The 21760-nt window shown below is 61.0% G+C and carries 20 protein-coding genes; 12 read left to right on the top strand and 8 right to left on the bottom strand.

Annotated elements, in window-relative coordinates; all coding sequences use genetic code 11:
- Window positions 1-11: 11 nt before the first annotated feature.
- Complete coding sequence (locus CUJ86_RS08340) at window positions 12-1028, bottom strand: phosphate uptake regulator PhoU (protein WP_130647109.1); 1017 nt, start codon at window positions 1026-1028, stop codon at window positions 12-14.
- A gap of 145 nt (window positions 1029-1173) precedes the next feature.
- On the opposite strand from CUJ86_RS08340, the gene CUJ86_RS08335 reads away from it, so the two are divergent.
- From CUJ86_RS08335 to phoU, 4 genes are all read left to right on the top strand, one after another.
- A complete protein-coding gene (locus tag CUJ86_RS08335) occupies window positions 1174-2028 on the top strand; it encodes a phosphate ABC transporter substrate-binding protein (protein ID WP_130647108.1) in 855 nt (284 codons plus the stop codon).
- 148 nt (window positions 2029-2176) lie between these two features.
- Window positions 2177-4063, top strand: coding sequence for a phosphate ABC transporter permease PstA (gene pstA, locus CUJ86_RS08330; protein WP_235855639.1), 1887 nt, complete (start codon window positions 2177-2179; stop codon window positions 4061-4063).
- Window positions 4064-4070: 7 nt separating this feature from the next.
- On the top strand, window positions 4071-4832 hold the full coding sequence (gene pstB / locus CUJ86_RS08325) for a phosphate ABC transporter ATP-binding protein PstB (RefSeq protein WP_130647106.1): 762 nt from the start codon (window positions 4071-4073) through the stop codon (window positions 4830-4832).
- An 11-nt stretch (window positions 4833-4843) separates the two neighbouring features.
- Window positions 4844-5491: a phosphate signaling complex protein PhoU gene (phoU, locus tag CUJ86_RS08320; protein ID WP_130647105.1), complete on the top strand. Its 648-nt coding sequence runs from the start codon at window positions 4844-4846 to the stop codon at window positions 5489-5491.
- A 39-nt stretch (window positions 5492-5530) separates the two neighbouring features.
- Here the strand turns inward: phoU and CUJ86_RS08315 are convergent, their stop codons facing one another.
- Genes CUJ86_RS08315 through CUJ86_RS08305 form a run of 3 tightly spaced genes read right to left on the bottom strand, consistent with a single transcriptional unit; the run spans window position 5531 to window position 9646 of the window.
- Window positions 5531-6511 carry a TIGR00341 family protein gene (locus CUJ86_RS08315; RefSeq protein WP_130647104.1) on the bottom strand — a complete coding sequence of 327 codons (981 nt, stop codon included), beginning with the start codon at window positions 6509-6511 and terminating at the stop codon, window positions 5531-5533.
- Window positions 6512-6533: 22 nt separating this feature from the next.
- Complete coding sequence (gene corA, locus CUJ86_RS08310) at window positions 6534-7556, bottom strand: magnesium/cobalt transporter CorA (protein WP_235855625.1); 1023 nt, start codon at window positions 7554-7556, stop codon at window positions 6534-6536.
- A 35-nt stretch (window positions 7557-7591) separates the two neighbouring features.
- On the bottom strand, window positions 7592-9646 hold the full coding sequence (locus CUJ86_RS08305; protein ID WP_207231408.1) for an acetate--CoA ligase family protein: 2055 nt from the start codon (window positions 9644-9646) through the stop codon (window positions 7592-7594).
- A gap of 110 nt (window positions 9647-9756) precedes the next feature.
- On the opposite strand from CUJ86_RS08305, the gene CUJ86_RS08300 reads away from it, so the two are divergent.
- The gene (locus CUJ86_RS08300; protein WP_130647101.1) at window positions 9757-10704 is read left to right on the top strand and encodes an EF-Tu/IF-2/RF-3 family GTPase; all 948 of its coding nucleotides are present in this window, start codon (window positions 9757-9759) and stop codon (window positions 10702-10704) included.
- 10 nt (window positions 10705-10714) lie between these two features.
- On the opposite strand, the gene mutL is transcribed toward CUJ86_RS08300, so the two are convergent.
- The 3 genes from mutL to CUJ86_RS08285 all read right to left on the bottom strand — a co-directional run bounded on the left by mutL (window position 10715) and on the right by CUJ86_RS08285 (window position 15685).
- Entirely contained in the window at window positions 10715-12475 is a 1761-nt protein-coding gene (gene mutL, locus CUJ86_RS08295; RefSeq protein ID WP_130647100.1) for a DNA mismatch repair endonuclease MutL, read from the bottom strand.
- Entirely contained in the window at window positions 12472-15099 is a 2628-nt protein-coding gene (mutS, locus tag CUJ86_RS08290; protein ID WP_130647099.1) for a DNA mismatch repair protein MutS, read from the bottom strand. Before mutS ends, mutL begins: the two co-directional genes overlap by 4 nt.
- Window positions 15100-15355: 256 nt before the next feature.
- On the bottom strand, window positions 15356-15685 hold the full coding sequence (locus CUJ86_RS08285; protein WP_235855624.1) for a HEAT repeat domain-containing protein: 330 nt from the start codon (window positions 15683-15685) through the stop codon (window positions 15356-15358).
- A gap of 86 nt (window positions 15686-15771) precedes the next feature.
- Here CUJ86_RS08285 and CUJ86_RS08280 point away from each other — a divergent pair, with 86 nt between their 5' ends.
- The 5 genes from CUJ86_RS08280 to CUJ86_RS08260 all read left to right on the top strand — a co-directional run bounded on the left by CUJ86_RS08280 (window position 15772) and on the right by CUJ86_RS08260 (window position 20272).
- Entirely contained in the window at window positions 15772-16245 is a 474-nt protein-coding gene (locus tag CUJ86_RS08280) for a peptidylprolyl isomerase (protein ID WP_130647098.1), read from the top strand.
- Between the two features lie 119 nt (window positions 16246-16364).
- Window positions 16365-16787: a hypothetical protein gene (locus CUJ86_RS08275; RefSeq protein ID WP_235855623.1), complete on the top strand. Its 423-nt coding sequence runs from the start codon at window positions 16365-16367 to the stop codon at window positions 16785-16787.
- A 40-nt stretch (window positions 16788-16827) separates the two neighbouring features.
- Window positions 16828-17589: an exodeoxyribonuclease III gene (locus CUJ86_RS08270; protein WP_130647097.1), complete on the top strand. Its 762-nt coding sequence runs from the start codon at window positions 16828-16830 to the stop codon at window positions 17587-17589.
- A gap of 362 nt (window positions 17590-17951) precedes the next feature.
- Complete coding sequence (locus CUJ86_RS08265) at window positions 17952-18695, top strand: SAM-dependent methyltransferase (RefSeq protein WP_130647096.1); 744 nt, start codon at window positions 17952-17954, stop codon at window positions 18693-18695.
- A gap of 35 nt (window positions 18696-18730) precedes the next feature.
- On the top strand, window positions 18731-20272 hold the full coding sequence (locus CUJ86_RS08260; protein ID WP_130647095.1) for an MBL fold metallo-hydrolase: 1542 nt from the start codon (window positions 18731-18733) through the stop codon (window positions 20270-20272).
- Here CUJ86_RS08260 and CUJ86_RS08255 read toward each other — a convergent pair.
- Window positions 20262-20567, bottom strand: a complete 306-nt coding sequence (locus CUJ86_RS08255; protein WP_130647094.1) for a ferritin family protein — start codon at window positions 20565-20567, stop codon at window positions 20262-20264. The genes CUJ86_RS08260 and CUJ86_RS08255 overlap by 11 nt on opposite strands.
- A gap of 116 nt (window positions 20568-20683) precedes the next feature.
- Between CUJ86_RS08255 and CUJ86_RS12290 the strand changes: the two genes are divergently transcribed.
- The gene (locus CUJ86_RS12290; RefSeq protein WP_268878246.1) at window positions 20684-20806 is read left to right on the top strand and encodes a hypothetical protein; all 123 of its coding nucleotides are present in this window, start codon (window positions 20684-20686) and stop codon (window positions 20804-20806) included.
- A gap of 46 nt (window positions 20807-20852) precedes the next feature.
- Complete coding sequence (locus CUJ86_RS08250; protein WP_130647093.1) at window positions 20853-21749, top strand: glycine betaine ABC transporter substrate-binding protein; 897 nt, start codon at window positions 20853-20855, stop codon at window positions 21747-21749.
- The last annotated feature ends 11 nt before the right edge of the window (window positions 21750-21760 follow it).

Here is a 21760-nt window from a genome sequence, read left to right as displayed (position 1 = left end):
GCCGAATAATTTTAGTGTATCGGTGTCTCTTCGTGAATGAGATGATTGATGATACTCTCGCAGATATCTCCCGAATATTCCCCTATCCTGCGTATGCTGTCGGATATCGAGACCAGCGCCGTCGCCGTGGCGGCATCATAGTCGAGTGCATGGGTGTTGATCGCCCGCGCCTGTTCTTCGAGGTCTTCGACATGCTGGATGGTTGCGTTTGCCGTCTTGATATCCTGTGAGAAAAGCGATTCGATGGCCCGGTCAAATATGGAGGATGCAGTGGTGCTTGCATCGTCGATCATTGTGATGATATCACATTTCTGGTCTGTCATCGTAAGTCCGATGGAACTGCGTGCGATGCGGGTGCCGTGATCGCCGATCCGCTCGATGATCCGTGCAATCAAAAAATATGTCAGTGCCATCTGCGGACTGACGTTCATGCGCCGTGAGAGGTTGGCGTCGTTCAGCACCAGGTTCGCCTGCCGCGCAATCAACCACTGGAGGCGGTCGACATCATTGTCGCGCGCGATCACATCCTCGGCAAGCGCCGTATTGCCGGACTTCAATGCCTCCACGCTGTCCTGGTGCATCCCTCTCGCCAGTACCGCCATCCTGCGTATGGTGTTCTGGAAGGGCATCTCAGAGGGGTTGAGCAGGTCCTTGATCCGGATCGAGGTCTCGGTCTCCTCCACGACCTCCTGTCCAATTGCCATCTGGGTGAAATCGCGCACACGCATCCGGATTTTTGGGGGCAACCGCCCCTGTGCCGTCAGGGTGATCACCGTATAGCCCGCGATGTATGCGCTGATCAGGCATCGCAGAATGAATATCTGGTCGGTGGTTGCATTCACCTGAAACGTCTTTTCGCGTTGTACGGCTTCTACATCGATTTTGGGGGTGACCAGGAGTGTCCCGTCCTGCTGGACGATCAGTCCGACCGGATCGTTCTTCGCAATCTTCGAGGATTTTATCCATTCCTTGGGGAGAGAAACAATATATGATGAACCGCCCGTGATCTGAACCTTGCGGATTTCCATTACTACTCAATGGTGTGGTGCCGAGATATATACCTATTCAAAAACTATATACGAATCAATACTTTCTATCGAATATATTCCGAAACATAGTATAATTCGGTTTGAATTATACTGTCTCCGCCCGATTTTTACATGGTGAAAAACCGTGGAGAGTAGAAACCCCGGATTCCTTGCATTGCCAATACTTGCACTGGTAATTGTAGCCATTTTCTTTACCGGTTGCGTTGGAAACGGCGGTGACACGACACCGACGACTCAGAGTATCTCGGTCACCGGTTCGACCACCGTCCTCCCGATCGCCCAGATGGCCGCCGAGGCATTCATGGACGCCAACACCTACGCCGACATCCAGGTGAGCGGCGGCGGTTCGAGCGTCGGTGTCCAGGCCGTCGGTGAAGGCACCGCCGATATCGGTATGGCCTCCCGCGACCTGAAGGACTCTGAGAAGGAGAAGTACCCCGACCTTGTTCAGCACATCGTCGCCCGTGACGGTATTGCAATCATCGTCCACCCCTCCAACTCCGTCGATGTCCTCACCGAGGACCAGGTGAAGTCCATCTACCTCGGCGATATCACCCGCTGGAATGCGGTCGGCGGATCCGACCAGGCAATCGTTGTCGTCGGGCGTGACAGCGCCTCGGGCACCCGCGAATTCTTCCACGAGAGTGTCATGGACAGGGAAGACTTCACGCCCAACCAGCTCGAGAAGAACTCGAACGGCGCAATCCAGCAGACCATTGCCCAGACCCCCGGCGCCATCGGCTATGTCGGTCTCGGCTACATCGACGACACCATCAAGGCCGTGAAGATCGATGTCGACGGCACGCAGGTCACCCCCTCCGTCGAGACCGTTGTCGCCGGCGAATACCCGATCGCCCGCTCCCTGAACATGTTCACGAAGGGCCAGCCCACCGGGCTTGCACAGGACTACCTGGACTCCATCATGAGCGCCGGGGGACAGGCGATCGTCGCTGATGAGGGCTTTGTGCCGGTAAAATAGGTCTCCTGTCTATGGCAGAACATTTCAGGGGCCGGACGGGTTCTGGTCCAATGACACCCATTATTTTTCTTGTGCTGGTGAACGGTATATGACAGACGATTATCAGAACATATCCCGCTCCCTTGTGCCGACCTTCAGGAACGGGGGGATGAAGGAGACCATTATCCGTTCGATATGGTTTTTTACAGCTTCATTTGCCGTGCTTGCTGTGTTTTTCATCATCTTCTTCCTTCTGCGGGATGCGGTGCCGGCATTTGAGTCGATCGGGATATGGAACTTCATCAGCGGGAGCACCTGGAATCCGACCGGTGCCGAACCCGCATATGGTGTGTATCCCCTGATCGTCGGCACGGTACTGGTCACCATCGGGGCAATGGTGGTGGCGGTGCCGCTCGGCATCGGGAGTGCACTATTCATCGCAGAACTTGCGCCCTACCGGTTGCGTTTGATCGCTAAACCGGCGATTGAACTTCTGGCCGGCATTCCTTCTGTGGTCTATGGTTTTTTTGGCCTGATCGTCCTGACCAACTGGCTCCGCATCTCCTTTGATACCCCATCGGGCGAGAGCTGGCTTGCAGGTTCGATCCTTCTGGGCGTCATGGCGCTGCCGACGATCATCTCGGTATCCGAGGATGCCCTTTCGATGGTGCCGGCGGCCTTCAAGGAGGGCTCTCTGGCGCTCGGCGCCACCCACTGGCAGACGATCAGCCGTGTGCTCGTGCCGACGGCGCTCTCCGGGATCACCGCCTCGATCATCCTGGGGATGGGACGCGCCATCGGCGAGACGATGGCCGTGATCATGGTCTGCGGCAATGCGGCGATCATCCCCGACCCGATCACCAATGTGCTCTCGCCCGTGCGTACACTCACCGGCACCCTGGGTATCGAGATTGGTGAGGTGGCCGTCGGGAGCATGCACTATCATGCACTCTTCGGCGTGGCCGTCGTGCTCCTCGTGATCACCCTCATCGTCAATCTGGCCGCCGTCGCAATCATGAAGCATATCAGGTCTCGCCAGCAGGCGGTGAGCCGGGCAAAGAAGAAATCGGTCATGGATTCCGAGAACGTGCGCCTGGCGTTCCGGGCAGTCCTGGTGATTGCCGCCGTGCTGTTCGTCTTCCTGCTCCTGCCGCCGGCGGTCGCAGCTGCCGTTATCGTCCTGCTTGCCGGGATATACTTCGTCCGGGACCGCCTCCCGGCAAAACATTCACAGTCGGTTGCATTCGCCCTGATCGTGCTCTCGATCGGGCTGGTGCTCTGCGCCCTTGTGATCATACTCTCCTATATCATCGTCAACGGTCTGCCGGCCATCTCCTGGGAATTTTTGACCCAGCCCCCGCGTGACCTCGGGCGGTCAGGCGGCATCTTCCCGGCGATCGTCGGCACGCTCTATCTGGTCGCCGGTGCGATCGCCTTCGCCCTTCCCATCGGCATCGGGGCTGCGATCTATCTCTCCGAATATACCCGCGAGGGCCGGATCACCGGGATCATCAGGACCGGCATCGACCTCCTGAACGGCATGCCCTCGATCGTCTTTGGTCTCTTCGGGTTCGCCTTCCTGGTGCTCTTCCTGAACTTCGGCGTCTCGCTGCTGGCAGGCATGATCACCCTGGGGCTGATGATCCTCCCGACGGTGATCAGGACCACAGAGGAGGCCCTCAAGAACGTGCCCGGATCGATCCGTGAGGGAAGCCTGGCCCTCGGGGCGACGAAATGGCAGACGATCCGGCGTGTGGTGCTCCCGCCCGCCCTGCCCGGCATCCTCACCGGCACGATCCTCTCCATCGGCAGGGCGGCGGGCGAGACCGCTCCGATCCTCTTCACCGCCGTGGTCTTCTCAAAACGCTTCCTGCCGACATCGGTGTTTGAACCGGTGATGGCCCTGCCCTATCACCTGTTCATCCTCTCGACCAATGTGCCGGGAGCGCAGCAGAACCAGTACGGCACGGCCCTCGTCCTCCTGATCCTGGTGGTGGCCATCTATGCGATCGCCATCGGCGTCAGGAGTCGCTATCAGAAAAATATGAGGTGGTGATTTTCCAATGACCGAAACAGCAGTCATCAGCACACGAAACCTGAACCTGTATTACGGCGAGCATCATGCCCTGCAGGACGTCGATATCTCCTTCGCACGCAACCGGGTGACCGCACTCATCGGTCCGTCCGGGTGCGGCAAATCCACCCTCATCCGCTGCCTCAACCGGATGAACGACCTTGTGGACAATGTTCGTATCGAGGGCGAGATCCTCTTCGAAGGGGCGAACATCAATACCCCGCAGACCGATGTGGTCAGCCTCAGGAAAAAGGTCGGCATGGTCTTCCAGAAACCGAATCCCTTTCCAAAGTCCATCTATGAAAATATCGCATATGGACCGAGAATACATGGGATAAAGGATAAAAAAATCCTTGACGGGATCGTGGAGCAGAGTCTCCGCGATGCCGCTCTCTGGGATGAGGTCAGCGACCGACTCCATGCCTCGGCCCTCGGTCTTTCGGGCGGTCAGCAGCAGCGCCTCTGCATCGCCCGCACCCTTGCCGTCGGGCCCGAGGTGATCCTGATGGACGAACCCTGCTCGGCCCTGGACCCGATCGCAACCGCAAAGATCGAGAACCTGGTCGAGGAACTGAAGAAGACCTATACCGTGATCATGGTCACCCATAACATGCAGCAGGCGGCGCGGGTGAGCGATTATACCGGGTTTATGTACCTCGGAAAACTCATCGAGTTCGGGGAGACCACCGGGATCTTCGAGGCACCGCGGGAAGAACTGACAGAGAACTACGTGACGGGAAGATTCGGATAGGTGCAGAAAGCATGAGCGATAAATTCCACGAAGAACTCAAACTACTACGGCGAGAATTCACCGATTACAGCAAATTTGCGGCAGATATGCTGAAGGACGCCATGAGGGCGCTCCAGGACGCCGATAGCAATCTCGCCGCCGACGTCAACGCACGCAAGCGCAGACTCTCCGACCTCTCCGATCACTTCGACGAGCGTCTGCTCACCCTCATTGCCCTCTATCAGCCGATGGCGCACGACCTGCGGACGATCGTCTGCACCCTCAAAATGAACGTGGGCTTCTACCGGATCGGGCGTTATGGAAAGGACGTCGCCATCCTCGTGCCCGACTTCGCCTCCGGGCATCTCGGGCGGATGCTCAACCTGCCCCATATGGCCGAAATGGTGTTTTCAATGATCGATGACGTGATTGCCGCCTATGAGAGCGGGGATGTCGCACGCCTCGACGATTTTTCGACCAGGGACGACTGTGTCGACGATATGCGCTACTCGGCCTTCAGGGAGGGCGTCACCTACATGATGGAGGACCCGAGAAACATCAACCGCTGCATGGACTACGTGATGGTCGCCCGCTACCTGGAACGGTGCGGCGACCACTGCTGCACTATGGCCGAACGGATCCACTATATGGTCACCGGTGAGCGGGTGGAGATCAGCTGAGGCTTTGCCCTCCCTTTTTTGAACTCAGGTCTCTGACAACTATCCCGCCGGAACGGCAAGGAATATGCTGAGCACGAGCAGGATGGCGATGAGCACGATCACGAGCAGCGCCGTCCTGATGATGAAGCGCCGGGCCGCCACCTGCTCATAGTACTCCCTGGGCCCGATCTGAAGGGTGAGGGTGGCGATCAGCGCTCCGGCCACCATGCCGATGACGTTCTCCAGCACCAGCACCGTCGAGGGGAGGAGGAACTCCTGCATCATGACAAGGGCGATGCCCATCACGGCCGTCGGGGGAAGGAGGGCGGCGGCGATGGCGACGCCGGCGATGAGGTCAGACATCCCGCGGGCCAGGGCGAGCACCGATGCAAACCCCAGGAGGATCGCCATGATGATGTAGATCGGGCTGACCACCGTGCGTGAGAGGATCTCCGGTGTGATCACAAGGTCTGCAAACAGGCTGAACAGGAAGGTGCTGAGTGCCGAGAGGAGGAATACGCAGAACAGCAGTGTTGCGAGCACTCCAATGCTCTGTATGGCCTCTTTTACCTTCCCGATGGCGATATTGATCGCAAAACCGTAGATCGGTCCCAGGATGGGGGAGAGGAGCATCGCCCCGATGATGATCGCCACATTGTTCAGAAACAGCCCCGTCAGGGCGATGATCCCGGCAATCGAGGTCAGGATGATCTTACCGGTGTCCAGGCGCTGGTAGGGCTTTGTGCTGTCCAGAAGCTCTTCTATCGGTGTTTTTTCCGGTGTTTCGGTCTTCTGTTCGACGCGTTTGAGGTAGGGGGAGATCACGAAGTCAGGGGAGGAGACCTCGATGAGGTTGTCCCGGTAGCGGAGGTCGATCACCGAACGGATCTGATCGATAAAGGGGTCCAGGTCATTGTCAGGGAGGAAGAGTTTGATCTGGTAGATCGTGTCCTCGTGGACGACCACATGATAGACCTCTTCGAGCACCGGCGCAAGCCGTTCGTAATCGTCCTTCCGCGCATTGATCAGTACTTTCTTCATCGCTCTCTCTCCTTCTCCTCTCTCAGAGCCATCCCCTCCGCCTGAAATAGACGAGCATGCCGGCGGCGACCGCCGCCATCAGGAGCAGGGAACCGTAGTAGCCGTAGCCCCATTCGAGTTCGGGCATATGCCGGAAGTTCATGCCGAAGACGCCCGCAATAAAACTGAGCGGGATGAAGATGGTGGCGATGATCGTGAGCACCTTCATCACCTCGTTCATCCGGTTGCTCGTGGAGGAGAGGTAGATGTCCAGCATCCCGGCGGCCATATCGCGGTAGGTCTCCAGGGTGTCGATCACCTGGACGGTGTGGTCGTAGACGTCGCGGAGATAGAGGCGGGTCTGCGGCTGGATCAGGGAGTGTTCGGAGCGCTCGAGGGCCGAGGCCATCTCCCGCATCGGCCACGCATGCTTGCGCAGGGCGATGAGGTCGCGCCTGATGGAGCGGATCAGCCCGAGCACCTGTGGATCGCTTTCGTCCAGGATACGGTCGTCGATCTCCTCGATCCGCTCGCCGAAGGCCTCGATCACCACAAAATAGCCGTCGACCAGGGCATCGATCAGGGCGTAGGCGAGGTAATCGGCGTTCAGTCTGCGTGCCCGCCATTTCGGCTGCCGGATCCGCTCCCTCACCGGGTCGAAGAGGTCGCCGGGCTGCTCCTGAAAAGAGAGCACATAGTTCTCCCCGAGCACCAGACTCACCTGCTCATCCACCAGGTCCCCCGCCCCGTCATATCTGACCATCCGCAGGATGGCAAAGATCGTTTCGTCATAGTCCTCGAGTTTCGGGCGCTGCTCGGTGTTCAGGATGTCTTCGAGCACCAGGGGGTGGATGCCGAAGATGCCGCCGATCCGTTCGATGACCGCGGTCTCGTGCAGCCCGGTCACATTGATCCAGGTGATCGAGTCCCGGTCCCGGTATTCCTCAAGGGCGGTCGGATCAGATATCGTCCGCTCTTCCACGCTCTCCCAGGTGTAGTCGATGAGGTCGACGACGGTCCGTTCGGCGGTGACGTCGCCGACATACACCAGGGAACCGGGTGGCATCCCGGCCTTATCGGATCGCCGTGAAAAATGCCGGTTCATCGGCCCTCATCCCCCGCCCCTGAGTGCCGGTGCTCTTTCGCCGCCAGTGCGTGCCCCACCGCCCTGAAGGCGTCCTCGATCTCCGGGAAGTTCGGGATGGCGCGTGCCTTCAGGATCTTCACCGCCGCCGCCATGCTCTCGCCGCCGAGCATGCAGGAGACGATCATCTTTCCGGTCTTTCCGGAGAACCTCACGATCTCATGGGCGAGTTCCACGGGATTGAGGAGGGCGGAGGGGACGGTGACCACGAAGGCCACGTCCCATTCGTCCTGACGGTCGATCAGGATGTCGAAGACGCGTGCATACCGCCCCGCCCCGCCGTCGCCGATGATGTCCATCGGATTGGCATGGTTCCAGATGGGCGGCAGCACCAGGTCGAGGTCGGCACGCATCCCCTCAGGGAGTGGGATCAGCGAGACACCATATTTTTCGGCGTAATCGGATGCGAGGACGGCGTAGCCGCCGGCGCCGGAGACCACCACAGCCCGTTCTCCTGCCGGATACCCCTCGGATGCCAGGAGTTCGCCGATCTGGAAGGCCTCCTCCATGGACCCGGCCCCGATGATCCCGGCCCCCTCGAATGCGGCCGCATATATGGCGGCAGAGCCTGCAAGAGACCCGGTGTGCGAGGCCGCCGCCTGTTTGCCCCGTTCTGATACCCCGGACTTGACGGCGATCACCGGCACCCGCCACCCGATCTCCCGTGCCGCCGCCAGAAAACGTTCGCCGTCCCGGATCTCCTCGATGTAGAGGATCACCGCCCGTGTTCCCGGCACATCCGCCACGGCAGGGAGCAGGTCGGCAAAACCGAGATCGCTGCTGTTGCCGACACTCACCACGGCCGAAAAACCGATCCCGGTGCCGGCCGCCCAGTCAACGGCCGTGGTGATCACCGCACCGCTCTGGGAGAGAAATCCGATATGGCCCTTCAGGGGCGTGATCGTGTCGAAGGTGGCGTTGATGCGGTGCCCGGGGAGCATGATGCCCAGACAGTTCGGGCCCAGGATGCGGATCCCGTGACGGTGTGCGACCTCCAGCACCTCCGCCTCCAGTTTTTCCCCGTCGGCGCCGCTCTCCCGGAAACCAGCCGAGACGATGACGGCAAAACCGATCCCCGCCCGACCGCATTCCTCAAGGACGGCCGGAACGATTGGAGCGGGGACGGCGATGACGGCGCAGTCGATTGCACTGCCAATGGAGAGGACCGAGGGGTATGCCTGCAGCCCCAGGATCCTCCCCCGCTTCGGGTTCACCGGATAGACCGCACCGTTGAACGAGAGGAGGTTGCGGAGGACGGAGTATCCGACCTTCGTCGGATCGGCGGATGCACCGATGACGGCGACGGAGGTAATCTCGGGGAAGCGGAAGGGTGGGCGCTCAGGCGGACGCGGCTGCTGCGGCCGGGCCGCCACGAACCGGGCGTCGACGGCGCAGAGACCGTCTGGATAGAGGATGAGGGGGTTGATGTCGAATTCGGAGATTTCCTCATTCTCAAACAGGGCGGCGGCGGCACGGAGGGTTTGGATGAGCGCCTCCTCGTCGAGGGGCGGCAGATTGCGGTAGCCGCGGATGAGCGGATACCCCCGGATCCGCCTGACCATCCCCCTGATCTCCTCCTCATCGGCGGGCAGCACCGTGAAAATGGTGTCGTCGAGCAGCTCCACGAGCACGCCCCCGCTCCCGAATGCGAGCACCCGACCGAATGCGGGATCGGTGGTGCCGCCGACGATGAACTCCCGTCCGGGCGGGAGGTGCTCCTCGACGATCACGCCCTCGACCGCCGCCCCCGGATGGGCGGAGCGGACCGAGGCGACGATGGCGTCGTACGCCTCTTCGGCCTCTCTGATGTCGGCGATCCCGGTCCGCACCCCGCCGGCGTCCGACTTGTGGATGATGTCGGTGGATACGATCTTCATCACCACCGGAAACCCGATTTCTGTTGCTATCTGTCCTGCTTCCCCACGATCTCCGGCTATTTTGTATTTCGGGACACGTATCCCATATTTTTCCAGAAGAGCATACCCCTCCGCCTCGGAAAGCCGCCGGGACATCATCGCATCACAGCAGGATTTCAGGTTTCCGGCTATAAACACCTATCGCAGAGCGCCCGGATTTCCGCTTCTCCCCGAACCATTATCCCGCTGCCGGACAACTGATGATCATGGCAAACCTCACTGTGGCGGTAATCGGCCCCGCAGGGTATGCAAAGGACCTTGGCAAGAAAGGGACGAGCACCGATATCACCTTCTATAACCTGAAAAAAGGGCACAATACGGTGACGATCATCGAACCCACGCGGTATCCCGAGCGCCTTGCACCCCTGTTCTTTTCGGTGTCGCTCGCTGACGCTGCAATTGTCGTAGTGGATGAACTGAACGCCGCATTCGGCGAATGCCTCCTGATGCTCGGGGCAGCCGGCATCACGAAGGGCTATCTGGTGCTGCGGAATTACCTGAGCCCGGATCAGGTGAAACCGCTGCTGAAGGGCACCGCCCTCGAAGGCTACGCCTTTATCGAGGACGACGCAATCGCCCTCAGGGAGGAACTGCTCGGGGCTGTGGAGCAGATGGACCAGGCCCCCCCTGCCGACGGGAAGACCTGCATCGTCCCGATCGACCACTTCTTCAATGTCCGCGGCATCGGAACGGTGATCCTGGGATCGGTGGCCGCGGGTCGCCTGAAGAAACATGATTCGCTGACGATCCAGCCGATCGGGAAGACGGCCCTGGTGCGCTCCATCCAGAAGCACGACGACGATGTGGACGATGCATATGCCGGCGACCGCGTCGGACTCGCCCTGAAAAACGTGGATTACGAGGACCTCGACCGGGGATATGTGCTCACCAACGACCCGGCCATCGCCAGCGGAACGGCGATCACGGGCAGACTCGACCTGGTGCCCTTCTGGAAGGCCCCGATCACCGAAGGGATGGTGCTCCATATCGGATACTGGATGCAGTACCAGCCCTCCCGCGTCCTCTCGGTGGAGGGGAGCACGCTCACCATCGAGATGGAGAAGGACCTGGTCTACCTGCCGGGCACGACGGCGGTGGTCACCTACCTGGAGGGGGGAGCGCTCAGGATCGCCGGCACCCTCACCCTCTCCTGATCTCTTTATTTCAGGTGCGCCTGAACATTCCGGCCAGTTCGTCGGTTGAATAGGTGATGATCGTCGGTCTGCCGTGCGGGCAGGTATAGGGCTGTTTTGTATAGGAGAGCTGCTGTATGAGGCGGCGCATCTGTTCCATCGAGAGGTCTTCGCCGGCCTTGATCGCCGCCCTGCAGGCGACCCTCCGCCGGATCTCCTCCCTCTTCCCGACCGGGTCGGCCGGTCCCTCCCGCACGAGCGCCGAGACCAGGTCACGGATCACCTCGGCCTCCTCGAGTTTTCCGAGGATGACCGGGATGGCGTTGACGGCATAGGTGACGGGCCCGAACTCCTCGACCGCGAATCCTTCGTCGGACAGCGCCGGGAGGGCCTCGCGCATCAGTTCGTCCTCCTGCGGGGAGACGGTGATGAGCACCGGGATGATCAGTTCCTGCGACCGCCCTCCCCCGCTGTCGCGCTCGCTCACCTGCTCATACACAATCCGCTCGTGGGCGGCGTGCTGGTCGATGATCACCAGGGAGCGGTTTTCGGCCTCCCCGATGATATAGGTCCGGTCGACCTGTCCGATCACGGTGATCTCGGGAAGACGGTTGCGCTCTGCACCGGCGAGGGGGAGTTCGCTCTGCCTGAGTCGCCGGTCGTTGAGCACGAACGGGGCGGCTGGTTCCCGGAAACCGGGGATCTCCCGCTTTTTCTCTATGAAGTGGGAGATCGCCGTGGTCGCAGGTCCGCCATGGAAGGGCGCCGCTCCGCTCTGCCCGCCATTGTTCAGGGCCGTTTGCACCCCCTCCCGCACAATATCACAGATCTCGGCCTCGTTGCTGAACCGGACCTGCTTTTTTGTGGGGTGGACGTTGACGTCGATGCGGCCGCCGTCGATCTGCAGGTGGAGAAATGCGACCGGGAAACGGTCTTTCGGGAGGAGGGTGCCGTAACCGTCGCGGATCGCCCGCACGATCGGGAAGGACGAGATCGGACGCCCGTTGACCGAGAGGAAGATCTGGTAGGGGTCGGCACGCGAGAGGGCCGGGCCGGAGACGTAGCCGCCGATCCGAACGGCCGGTGAGGACGCCGAGACCGGGACAAGTTTTTCGGCCGTTGACGCCCCGAAGAGTTCGGTGACCGTCTCCTTCAGGTCGGTTGCGGGATGGGTTGCGATCCGTTCTCGACCGTTATGGATGAGGCGGAATGCGATATCCGGCCGGGAAAGAGCGGTGCGTTCGATCACGCCGCTGATATGGGCAAGTTCGGTGTGCAGGGACTTCAGGAACTTACTTCGGGCCGGGGTGTTATAGAAGAGGTCGTGCACCTCCACGCTCGTGCCCTCAGGTGCACCGGTCTCTGAGACCTCGGGCGCCGCACCGCCCCGGATCCTCACCCGCGTCCCGGCGATGACGTCTCCGCCCCGCGGCCGCGTGACCAGGGCGACCTCGGCGACCGATGCGATGCTCGGCAATGCCTCGCCGCGGAAACCGAGGCTGAGGACGCTGTCGAGGTCGTCGATCGCCCGGATCTTGCTGGTCGCATGCTCCTTAAAGGCGAGGACGGCATCCCCCCTTCCCATGCCGATACCGTCGTCGGTCACCCTGATGCCGGTGATGTGCCGGCGGTCGCTGTTCACCTCCACCCGGATCAGGTGCGCCCCGGCGTCGATGGCGTTCTCGACGAGTTCCTTGACCACCGATGCCGGTCGTTCGACCACCTCACCGGCGGCGATCTGGTTGATCGTCCGGGTGTCCAGCACGTGGATGGCCCCGTCGTCCCCGTTCATTCTGATCCCTCCTCGTTTCCGGCGAGTTTGCGCAGTTCATAGATCTTCTCGAGCGCCTGGCGCGGGCTCAGGGTGTCGGGATCGATCCGGCGCAATGCCTCGACCGCCGGATTGTGCACCGGGGGCGCCGGATTGTCGGATATCAGGAGCATCTGCGTGTATTTCGGCCCCCCCTTGCCCGAGGAGGCGGCGCCGTTCCCGATATCACGGATGATCCCTTCGGCACGCTTCGTCACCTTCGCCGGCACGCCGGCAAGACGGGCGACATGGACGCCATAACTCTTGTCGGTGGCGCCGGGGATGATCTTCCTGAGGAATATCACCTCAGATCCCGTCTCCTTGACGGCGAAATGGAAATTTCTCACCCTCTTCAGGCTCCCCTCCACCTCTATGAGCTGGTGGAAGTGGGTGGCGAAGAGGGTGCGGGGCCCCTGCCGCCCGCTCCCGTGCAGGTACTCGAGCACGGCCCTGGCGATCGCATACCCGTCGATGGTGCTCGTGCCCCGCCCGATCTCGTCCAGGACGACAAGACTCCGGTCGGTCACATTGTTCAGGATGTTGGCGCACTCCTGCATCTCGACCATGAAGGTGCTCCGACCGCTCGCAAGGTCGTCGGAGGCGCCGACCCGCGTGAACACCCGGTCCACGAGACCGATCGAGGCGTAGGAGGCGGGCACGAAACTCCCGATCTGCGCCATGATGGTGATCAGGGCGACGGCCCGCATGTAGGTGGATTTTCCGGCCATGTTGGCCCCGGTGATGATCAGCACCTGGTCGCCTCCCCCGTCGATGAGGGTGTCGTTCGGGACGAAGGCGCCGGGCGTCATCTCCTCGACGACCGGGTGGCGCCCGTCCCTGATGATGGTCTTTGTGTTGTCGGTGATCTCAGGGCGGGAATAGGCGTTGTGAAGGGCCACCCCGGCGAGCGCCGCATGGACGTCGAGCACGCCGACGGCCCGCCCGGTCTCCTGGAAGCCGCCGGTGTATCCGGCAAGGGTCTGGATCAGTCCGGCAAAGAGTTCGGCCTCCAGGGAGAGGAGGCGTTCGTCGGCATTGGTGATGATCGTCTCCTTCTCCCGCAGGGCGGGCGTGGTGAAGCGTTCGCCGTTTGCGGTCGTCTGCCGCCGCTCGTACTCCGGCGGGACGAGGTGGAGGTTGGGTTTTGTCACCTCGATGGAGTAGCCGAAGACCCGGTTGTACTTCACCTTCAGGGACTTGATGCCGGTCCGCTCCCGTTCCGACTGCTGGAATTCGGCGATCCATGAACGCCCGGAACCGGAGAGGCCACGCAGTTCGTCGAGGTCGGGGCTGTATCCCCCCCTGATCACCCCGCCGTTCTTGAGGTTTGCCGGGGGCTCATCGACGATGGCCCTCCCGATCAGGTCGATCACATCGGAAAAATCGCCGAGGGCGCCACAGGCGTCGGCGATCTCGGGCGGGACGTCGTCCGGGAGAAAGGTGCGGATCCCGGAGACGGCATCGAGCGAGGTCATCAGGTTGATCAGGTCCCTGGGCGTGGCATTGCCGTAGGCGATCCGCCCGGCAATCCGTTCGATATCGGCGCATCCGCGAAGGAGATCGCGAAGACCCGTGCGGACGGCGGTGTTGCCGCAGAAATATTCGACGGCATCGAGACGGCGGTTGATCCCGGCGACCGAGAGAAGGGGGTTGACGAGGCGGTCCCTGAGGGTCCGGCTTCCCATCGCCGTTTTTGTGCGGTCGAGCACATGCAGAAGGGTGCCCTCCTTTCCCTCGCCGCGGATGGTCGCCGTGACCTCCAGGTTTTTGAGGGTGATCGCATCAAGCGCCATCTGTTCTGCCGGCAGGCGGACCGAGAGGCCGGTGATATGGGAGAGGGCGGTGAACTGCGTCTCGGTGGCATAGATCAGCGCCGCACCGGCGGCGCGGACGGCGGTGTCCATGCCCTCCTCGCACCCGAACCCCTCGAGGGAATGGGTGCCGAAATGCTCGAGGAGGGCGGTGCGGGCCCGTGCAGGCTCAAACGCCTCCTCCCTGAAGGTGGTGACCACCACGCCCTCCTCTGAAAGGCGCCGCTCCAGGGCAGGGGGGACGGATACGGCAATGCACTCCTGCGGGCGGTAGCGCTCCACCTCGGAGAGCACGACGCCCATATCCTCCCCGTCGGCGTCCCGCTCCTCCACAAAAAATTCCCCGGTGGAGATGTCCAGGAATGCCATGCCGACCCGCCGCCGCCCACCATCCTGGCAGAGCGCCATCAGGTAGCGTGCATGCGCCGATCCGATCATCGATTCGTCGATGACGGTGCCGGGCGTGATCACCCGCACCACGTCCCGCTTCACGATCCCCTTCACCTTCTTCGGGTCCTCGATCTGCTCGCAGACCGCTACCCGGTGCCCCTTCGAGACGAGGCGGGAGATATAGGTCTCGGCCGCATGGTAGGGCACGCCGGCAAGGGGCATCCGGTTCCCCTCCCGGTCCTTGCCCCGGGCGGTCAGCACGATGTCGAGGTCCCGGGCCACCACCTCGGCGTCATGACCGAATGTCTCGTAAAAGTCTCCCATGCGGAAAAAAATGATGCAGTCCGGATGCTTCTCCTTCATCGTATAGAACTGCCGCATGGCGGGTGTCATCTTCCCGGTCATCCAGTATGAAATCCGCTGCCCGGGTATAAACCAGTTGTTTCCTGCCCGGTCAGGAGATCGGGAATGTCACCAAACAGCACGGAAATGCGGATCAGGGTGTGGCTAATGGAGACCTGGAGAGGTATGATTTCTGCCGGCGGGAGAAGAGGTCTGCACAGTCGCAATGTCGGAGCAGACAGATCCTCGATGTCTCCCTCTGCCGCCCCGCTTTCTCTCCCGACCCCAGGAATCCTCATTCCGGACCCCCCTCACAGTATCAACGGAACATCTTCTCCTTCAGGATCTCATATGCCTCGCCGGCGATCTCACGCACATTCTCGTCCGGATCCCTGAATGCCGCGAGCAGTGCCCGCTGCCCCCGTGCATCGCCGATCTGCCCGAGCGCCCATGCCGCCTTCTTGCGCACCCGTGGGTCGGGGTCATCCATGGCGGCGATCAGCGGGTCCACCGCACGGGCGTCCCGGAGTCTGCCGAGGGCGTCCGCCGCACCCCAGCGGTATTCCGGGCGTTCGTGGGAGAGTCGGGCGAGGAACTCCGCGAGCATCATCTCGTGCTGCTGTTTGCGCAGGTCGTCATCAGTCGTCATGGCACAGGGACGCATACGGTGCCGGCAGATGATGATGGTTGTGCAGAAGAACTATCCCTTCATCCATCGATGAAGAGATGATTTTTATGACAGACCATCCTGCAGGAACCGGGATCGTCCTCCACACCACGGCGGGCGACATCACCATCCAGCTCTATGGCGATATGCCGATCACCGCTGGCAACTTTGAGAAACTCGTCAGGGAAGGCTTCTACAACGGCGTGATCTTCCACCGCGTCATCGACGGCTTCATGATCCAGGGCGGCGACCCCTCCGGCGACGGCACCGGCGGACCGGGATACCACATCCCGGACGAGTTCACCGCTGCCAACAACAACCTGAGGGGGACGATCTCGATGGCGAATGCGGGCCCGAACACCGGCGGTTCGCAGTTCTTCATCAACCTGGTGGACAACACCTATCTCGACCGCAACCACCCGGTCTTCGGGAAGGTGATCGAGGGGATGGACGTCGTCGACGCCATCGGAAAGACCCGCACCACTCCCAGGGACCGCCCGGTCAAGGAGGTCAGGATCCTCTCGGCCGAAGCGGTCGAATAAACCTTTTTTTTTAAATTGGGCATCTGTTCGCGCCCCCTGCCGATCGGCAGGGATGATTGGAATTGAGAATAATTCGCATCCCTCTCCGCCTCCTTTGTGATGCTGGTGGGCCTGCCCGGATGTCCCCCATCCATGCCCTTATGAACCCGCCGACGAGAGAGTACTCCAGAGCTATGGATGTCAACTTCAAGCGCTACGGCCTCTACCTGATCCGCTGGCAGCTCTCCACCCCCATCCTTGCCGGGGTGCTGATCGTCCTCTCCTCCATGGACCCCCTGTATGCCACCATCATCGCCAACCTCATCGGCGGTCTCATCTTCTTCTGGGTGGACCGCTTCATCTTCACCTCAAAGGCGCTCGACGCCCAGTGGGAGGTGCGCGAGAACATCAGGTGCGTGGACTGCGGACGGATCTGCCGGGGTTACCGCCTGGTAAAAACCGACAACTACGACAAGACCGACGACAACGAACCCGAATTCCGGTGCGAGGAGTGCTCGCAGAAAAAATCCGAAGAGCTCAGGAAACGCGGCGTCAGGCACTGATGCCCACCCTTTATCTCCCCGCTCTTCCATTTTCGATCTGATGAGGCTTCTGTCATGGAACGTGAACGGCATCCGTTCGGTCCATAAGAAAGGGTTCTGCGAATGGTTCAGGGACGAAACATTCGATATTCTCTGTATTCAGGAGACGAAGGCGCAGGAAGAGCAGGTCCCGGATGACCTGCTCTCCCCTCCCGGGTATCATGCCCTCTTCTCCTCTGCCGAACGCCGCGGCTACAGCGGCGTCGCCCTCTACACCCGGGAAAAGCCGCTCTCCTACCGCCGTGATTTCGACGGACGCTTCGGCGAGGAGGGGCGGATCATCATCGCCGAATACCCCGGGTTCGTGCTCTTCGACATCTATTTCCCGAACGGCAAGATGTCCCAGGAGCGTCTTGCCTATAAGATGCACTTCTATGACGCCTTTCTCGAATCTGTCGGAGCCTGTATGGAGACCGGGCGCGGCGTCATCGTCTGCGGCGACGTAAACACCGCCCACCGCGCCATCGACCTGGCGCGGCCCGCCCCAAACCGCAAGGTCTCCGGATTTCTCCCTGAGGAATGCGCCGCCCTCGACCGCTGGATCGACCGCGGGCTTGTGGACACCTTCAGGCTCTTCGAGTCCGGCGGGGGCCACTACACCTACTGGGACCTGAAAAGCCGGGCGCGGGACCGGAATGTCGGATGGCGGATCGATTACTTCTTCGTGAGTTCGGACCTCGCCGGGCGGGTGAAGGACGCCTTCATCCTGCCTGAGGTGACGGGGTCTGACCACTGCCCCATCGGCATCGAGATCGACCTCTAATACCTCCCGGTGCGCGCCCGCGTGGTGCCCCCGGCGGAGCCGCACATATCCGCCCGGATCTGGCAACCGGCGCCATATCATCCTGCAAGCAGGAGATAGATTTATGAGCGGCCGGGAGAATCTCCGGATCATACAGATACGGAGGTGATTCATCTCATGCCATACGAAAACCAGAAGCGCACCCCGGCAAAGGGAAAGGAAGCCGGAGCCGAGAAGGTAAACGCAAAGGAAAAGAAGAGCACGAAGTCCAGCAGGCTGTGAAGGCGATAAACCCGCTTTCCCGTCCAATCAACCAGAGGGAACCAGGACCTCTCTCATTTTTTGTCTGCTGAATATTTACCTCCGCACCTCCCCTTCTGTTCATGGATTATTACGACCTCATCACCATCTCCACCCGGTTCATGGCGATCATGAACCCGACCACGCCCGAAAAGGTGGTCCGGGCCGGCGAGATGGCTGCCCTCACCGCGGGGGACCGGGTGATCGAGTTCGGGTGCGGCTACGGGACGATCCTCTCCCTCTGGGGGGAGCGTTTCGGTATCAGTGGTCGGGGCATCGACCTCAGGGAGGAGGCATGCCGCAGGGCGGCAGAAACAATTGCGAGTGGCGGACTTTCTGACAGGATCGCCATCACCCGCGGCGACGTCCTTGAGGAGATGCCCGACGCTTCCTATACCTGCGCCGCCTGCATCGGGTCCTCGCATATCTGGGGCGGGTTCTGCGGGGCGCTGGAGGCGATGGGGGAATGGATCGGCGATGCCGGCAGGATCGTGATCGGGGAGCGCTACTGGGAGCGGGCATCGGTCCCACCCGAGTTCAGCCGAGAATGGGGCGACGTGCTCACCGAATACGAGATCCTCTCGGCGGCGGGTGAGGCCGGATATGAGGTGAGGGGCGTTCTGAGGGCGACGGCAGACGACTGGGACGCCTACGAGTCCGGGAACTGGGGCGGACTCCTGGCATGGATGGCGGAAAACCCGGACGATCCCGCCCTGCCCGGGGTCAGGGACTACCTCCACCGCATCCAGGACGAATATGCCGGATATGGTCGGGAATATATGGGATTTGCCCTCTTTGTGCTCGTGCCGGCCTCTCCTGCACCATGAATTTATGTCGGCTCCGATCAAACCTTATTTCTGATATGGTGGCGCAGGACGAGAAATTCTCCTTTATTGCCCGTATGCCCGACAGTCCGGGCTCTCTCCAGCGTGCGGCAGCGATCATCAAGCGCTATGGGGGCAATATCAACCGGATTCAGTACAGCAGATGCATCGATCCCTCCACGGTCTTCTTCGAGGTGACGGCATCCTTTCCCGATTACCTCTCGATACAGGACGAACTCGCCGCCATTGGCTACCTCCAGCGTCGCCTTCCGGCGATCAGTTTTCTCCGCTTCAATGTCCAGCTCCCCCACCACCCCGGCGCCCTCGCCGATTTCCTCGAGATGACCACCGATGCCGGGGCAAATATCGCGCATGTCGATTTCGACGACTCCGGGAAGCACCCGGACCGTTTGACGGTGAGCCTCAGTCTCGAGGAGAGCGAGAACGTCGATGCCCTCCTGAACGCCCTGAAGTCCCGCTATCCCCTTGAGATCCTGGACTATGACACCACCGGCGAGAGGCTGGACGACACGGTCTTCTATGTCTGCTTTGCCCAGCGCCTCAGAACGCTGATCGGATCGGCGGAGGACCCCTTCCTGCTCCACCTCCTCCAGGAGATCAACCATATCGTCCAGGAGCTCACGAACCGCGGTGAAGACCCCCTGCAGGTGTTTGCGAGCATCACCGAGACCGGCGAGACCCTGAAAAGGACGTCAGGAGAGGAATTTTATGCCGACGTCCAGCGTATCGACGTCGGCGCCGGGATGACGCTGATCTGCTTCCAGCTGCCGGGCGGCGGGAACATCTATGTGTTCGAGACGGCAGACGAGGCGATGATGGTGGATACCGGTTACGGCATCTATTATCCGGACGTGATCGAGATGTTCCGCCATTACGGGGTGGCCGACGGCACAAAACTCCGCCGGGTTGTCATCACCCATGCCGACGCCGACCACTGCGGGGCCGGCGGCTTCTACCAGGCACCTGCCTTCCTGCACCGCGGCACCGAGGCGATCATCCAGAGCCAGAACCGCGCCACCGGTTCGCCGGTCGAGTCCTCCATCCTTGAATCGGTATATACGACGATCATCAACCTCTTCTCCCGGTTCACCCCGCCTGAGGACTACACCCTCTTCCCGGAACCCGATGGCGAGATGCGCGGGATCTTTCCGGTGCTCGATCGCTTCACCTTCGCGGGGATGGAGTTCGAGGTGCTCGAAAGCCTGGGCGGTCACCTCCATGGCCTGGTCTATCTCTTTTGCCCGGAGGCGGGGATACTGCTCACGAGCGACACCGTGATCAACTTCGGGAGCCTCACGGAGGCGCGGAGACGCTACAGTTCCCTGGCAGATTTCCTGGTCACATCGGTCAATGTGAATTCGGACGTGGCCAGGACGGAACGGCGGGCGCTGCTCGAGATTGCGGCAGATGTGGACCGGGCGCTCGCCCCCTCATCCCGCCGCTGTCTGGTCTGCGGCGGCCACGGGGCGGTTTCGGTGCTGGAAAACGGCAGGCTCTCGGCCTACGGCGAGATCGAGCACTACACGCGGGGAAAAAAAGAGGGCGGACCTATTTCTTGAGGTCCTCGATCATCTCCTCGACTTCACGGGCGCCTTTCTCGTAGTAGCCCGCTTCGTCAGGAGCGAGCTCCTTCAGCAGCCTGAGAAACTCGCCGGCATGGACGATCTCCTCCTCGGCGATGTCATAGAGCACGGCCTTTGCAAGGTCGTTATCGGTGGACTCGGCGAGCTGCTGGTAGAGCTGCACTGCCTCATATTCGGCAGCAATCTGGAACCTGATCGCACGTACAAGCTCGATATCGGTCAGCTTTCTGCTGTTGGCGTTTCCTGCAAAGGGATTGGTGAATTCGGGCATTTTAGTCACCTCATGTTTCCTCTCCTACGCTGTAGGATTTATAGTTTATCGACGCTTCGGGCAATGGTCCCATCGAACAGCGAACGGAGGGGGCCGGTTGAAGGCGCAGCACGATTGTGATCGGCAGGACCATAGTCCTGACCACCCATGCCGGTGTGAACCGGATGCTGTCCGAAACCGGCACGGAAGAGGCCTCCATCACCTCACTGATCGCCGCCGCCAGATCTATTCGTAGTTAATTATAAATATCGCGGCCTGTTTTTTCCCACCTGAAAGGGAGAGAGCATGAGAGCTGAAGCAGTCTGTGTGATTGTCCTCGTCCTGGGATGCATCTGTGCGGCAGGATGCACGGCGACATCCGGGGAGAGCGGGGCGACCGTGGTCGTCGGTGGAAAGACCTTTAACGAACAATATATTCTGGCGGAGATGATCGCCCTTCTCCTTGAGGACCGGGGCTATGACACCGAGGTAAAGACGAACCTCAACGACGCCACCCTGTTTGAGGGCATGAAAAAGGGGCAGATCGATGTCTATGTGGAGTACACCGGCACGGCCTATTCACAGCTCCTCAAACTGCCGCCGATGGATGTCTGGGAACCGGATGCGGTCTATGAACAGGTGAAGGAGGGGCTGGCGGGAGAGGGGATCACCGTGCTCTCCAGGATCGGCTTCAGGGACGATTACACCATCGCCGTGCCTGAAGCATGGGCGGTTGAGCGCAATGTGACGACGATCACCGATCTCGCCCCATATATCGGCGACATGACGCTCGGCACCGATTATGTCTTCCCGAACCGCGAGGACGGTCTGCCGCAGCTGCAGCGGGTCTATAACTTCACCTTCGCCGACTCCCGTCAGATGTCCCCCACCCTGATGTACGACGCCATCAGGAGCGGGGAGGTGGATGCGATCACTCCCTACACCACCGATACGCGGGTGGACCTCTACGACCTCCGCATACTGGAGGACGAACGCTCGGCCTTCCCGCCCTATCATGCGATCATGCTGGTGAACGACCGGATCGCCGGTGACCAGAAGGCGGTCGAGACCCTGGACCTCCTCTCCGACCGGATCGATACCGACCGGATGCGGGAGCTGAACGCCGAGTTCGACCTGGAAAAACGTGAGGCGAGAGAAATCGCACAGGAATATCTCGTTTCCGAAGGACTGATCCAGGGATAAATCCCCCTTTT

Source organism: Methanofollis fontis, from assembly GCF_004297185.1.
Taxonomy (GTDB): domain Archaea; phylum Halobacteriota; class Methanomicrobia; order Methanomicrobiales; family Methanofollaceae; genus Methanofollis; species Methanofollis fontis.
Note: the sequence above shows the minus strand (reverse complement) of the source record. Positions and strands in the feature narration are given on the sequence as shown.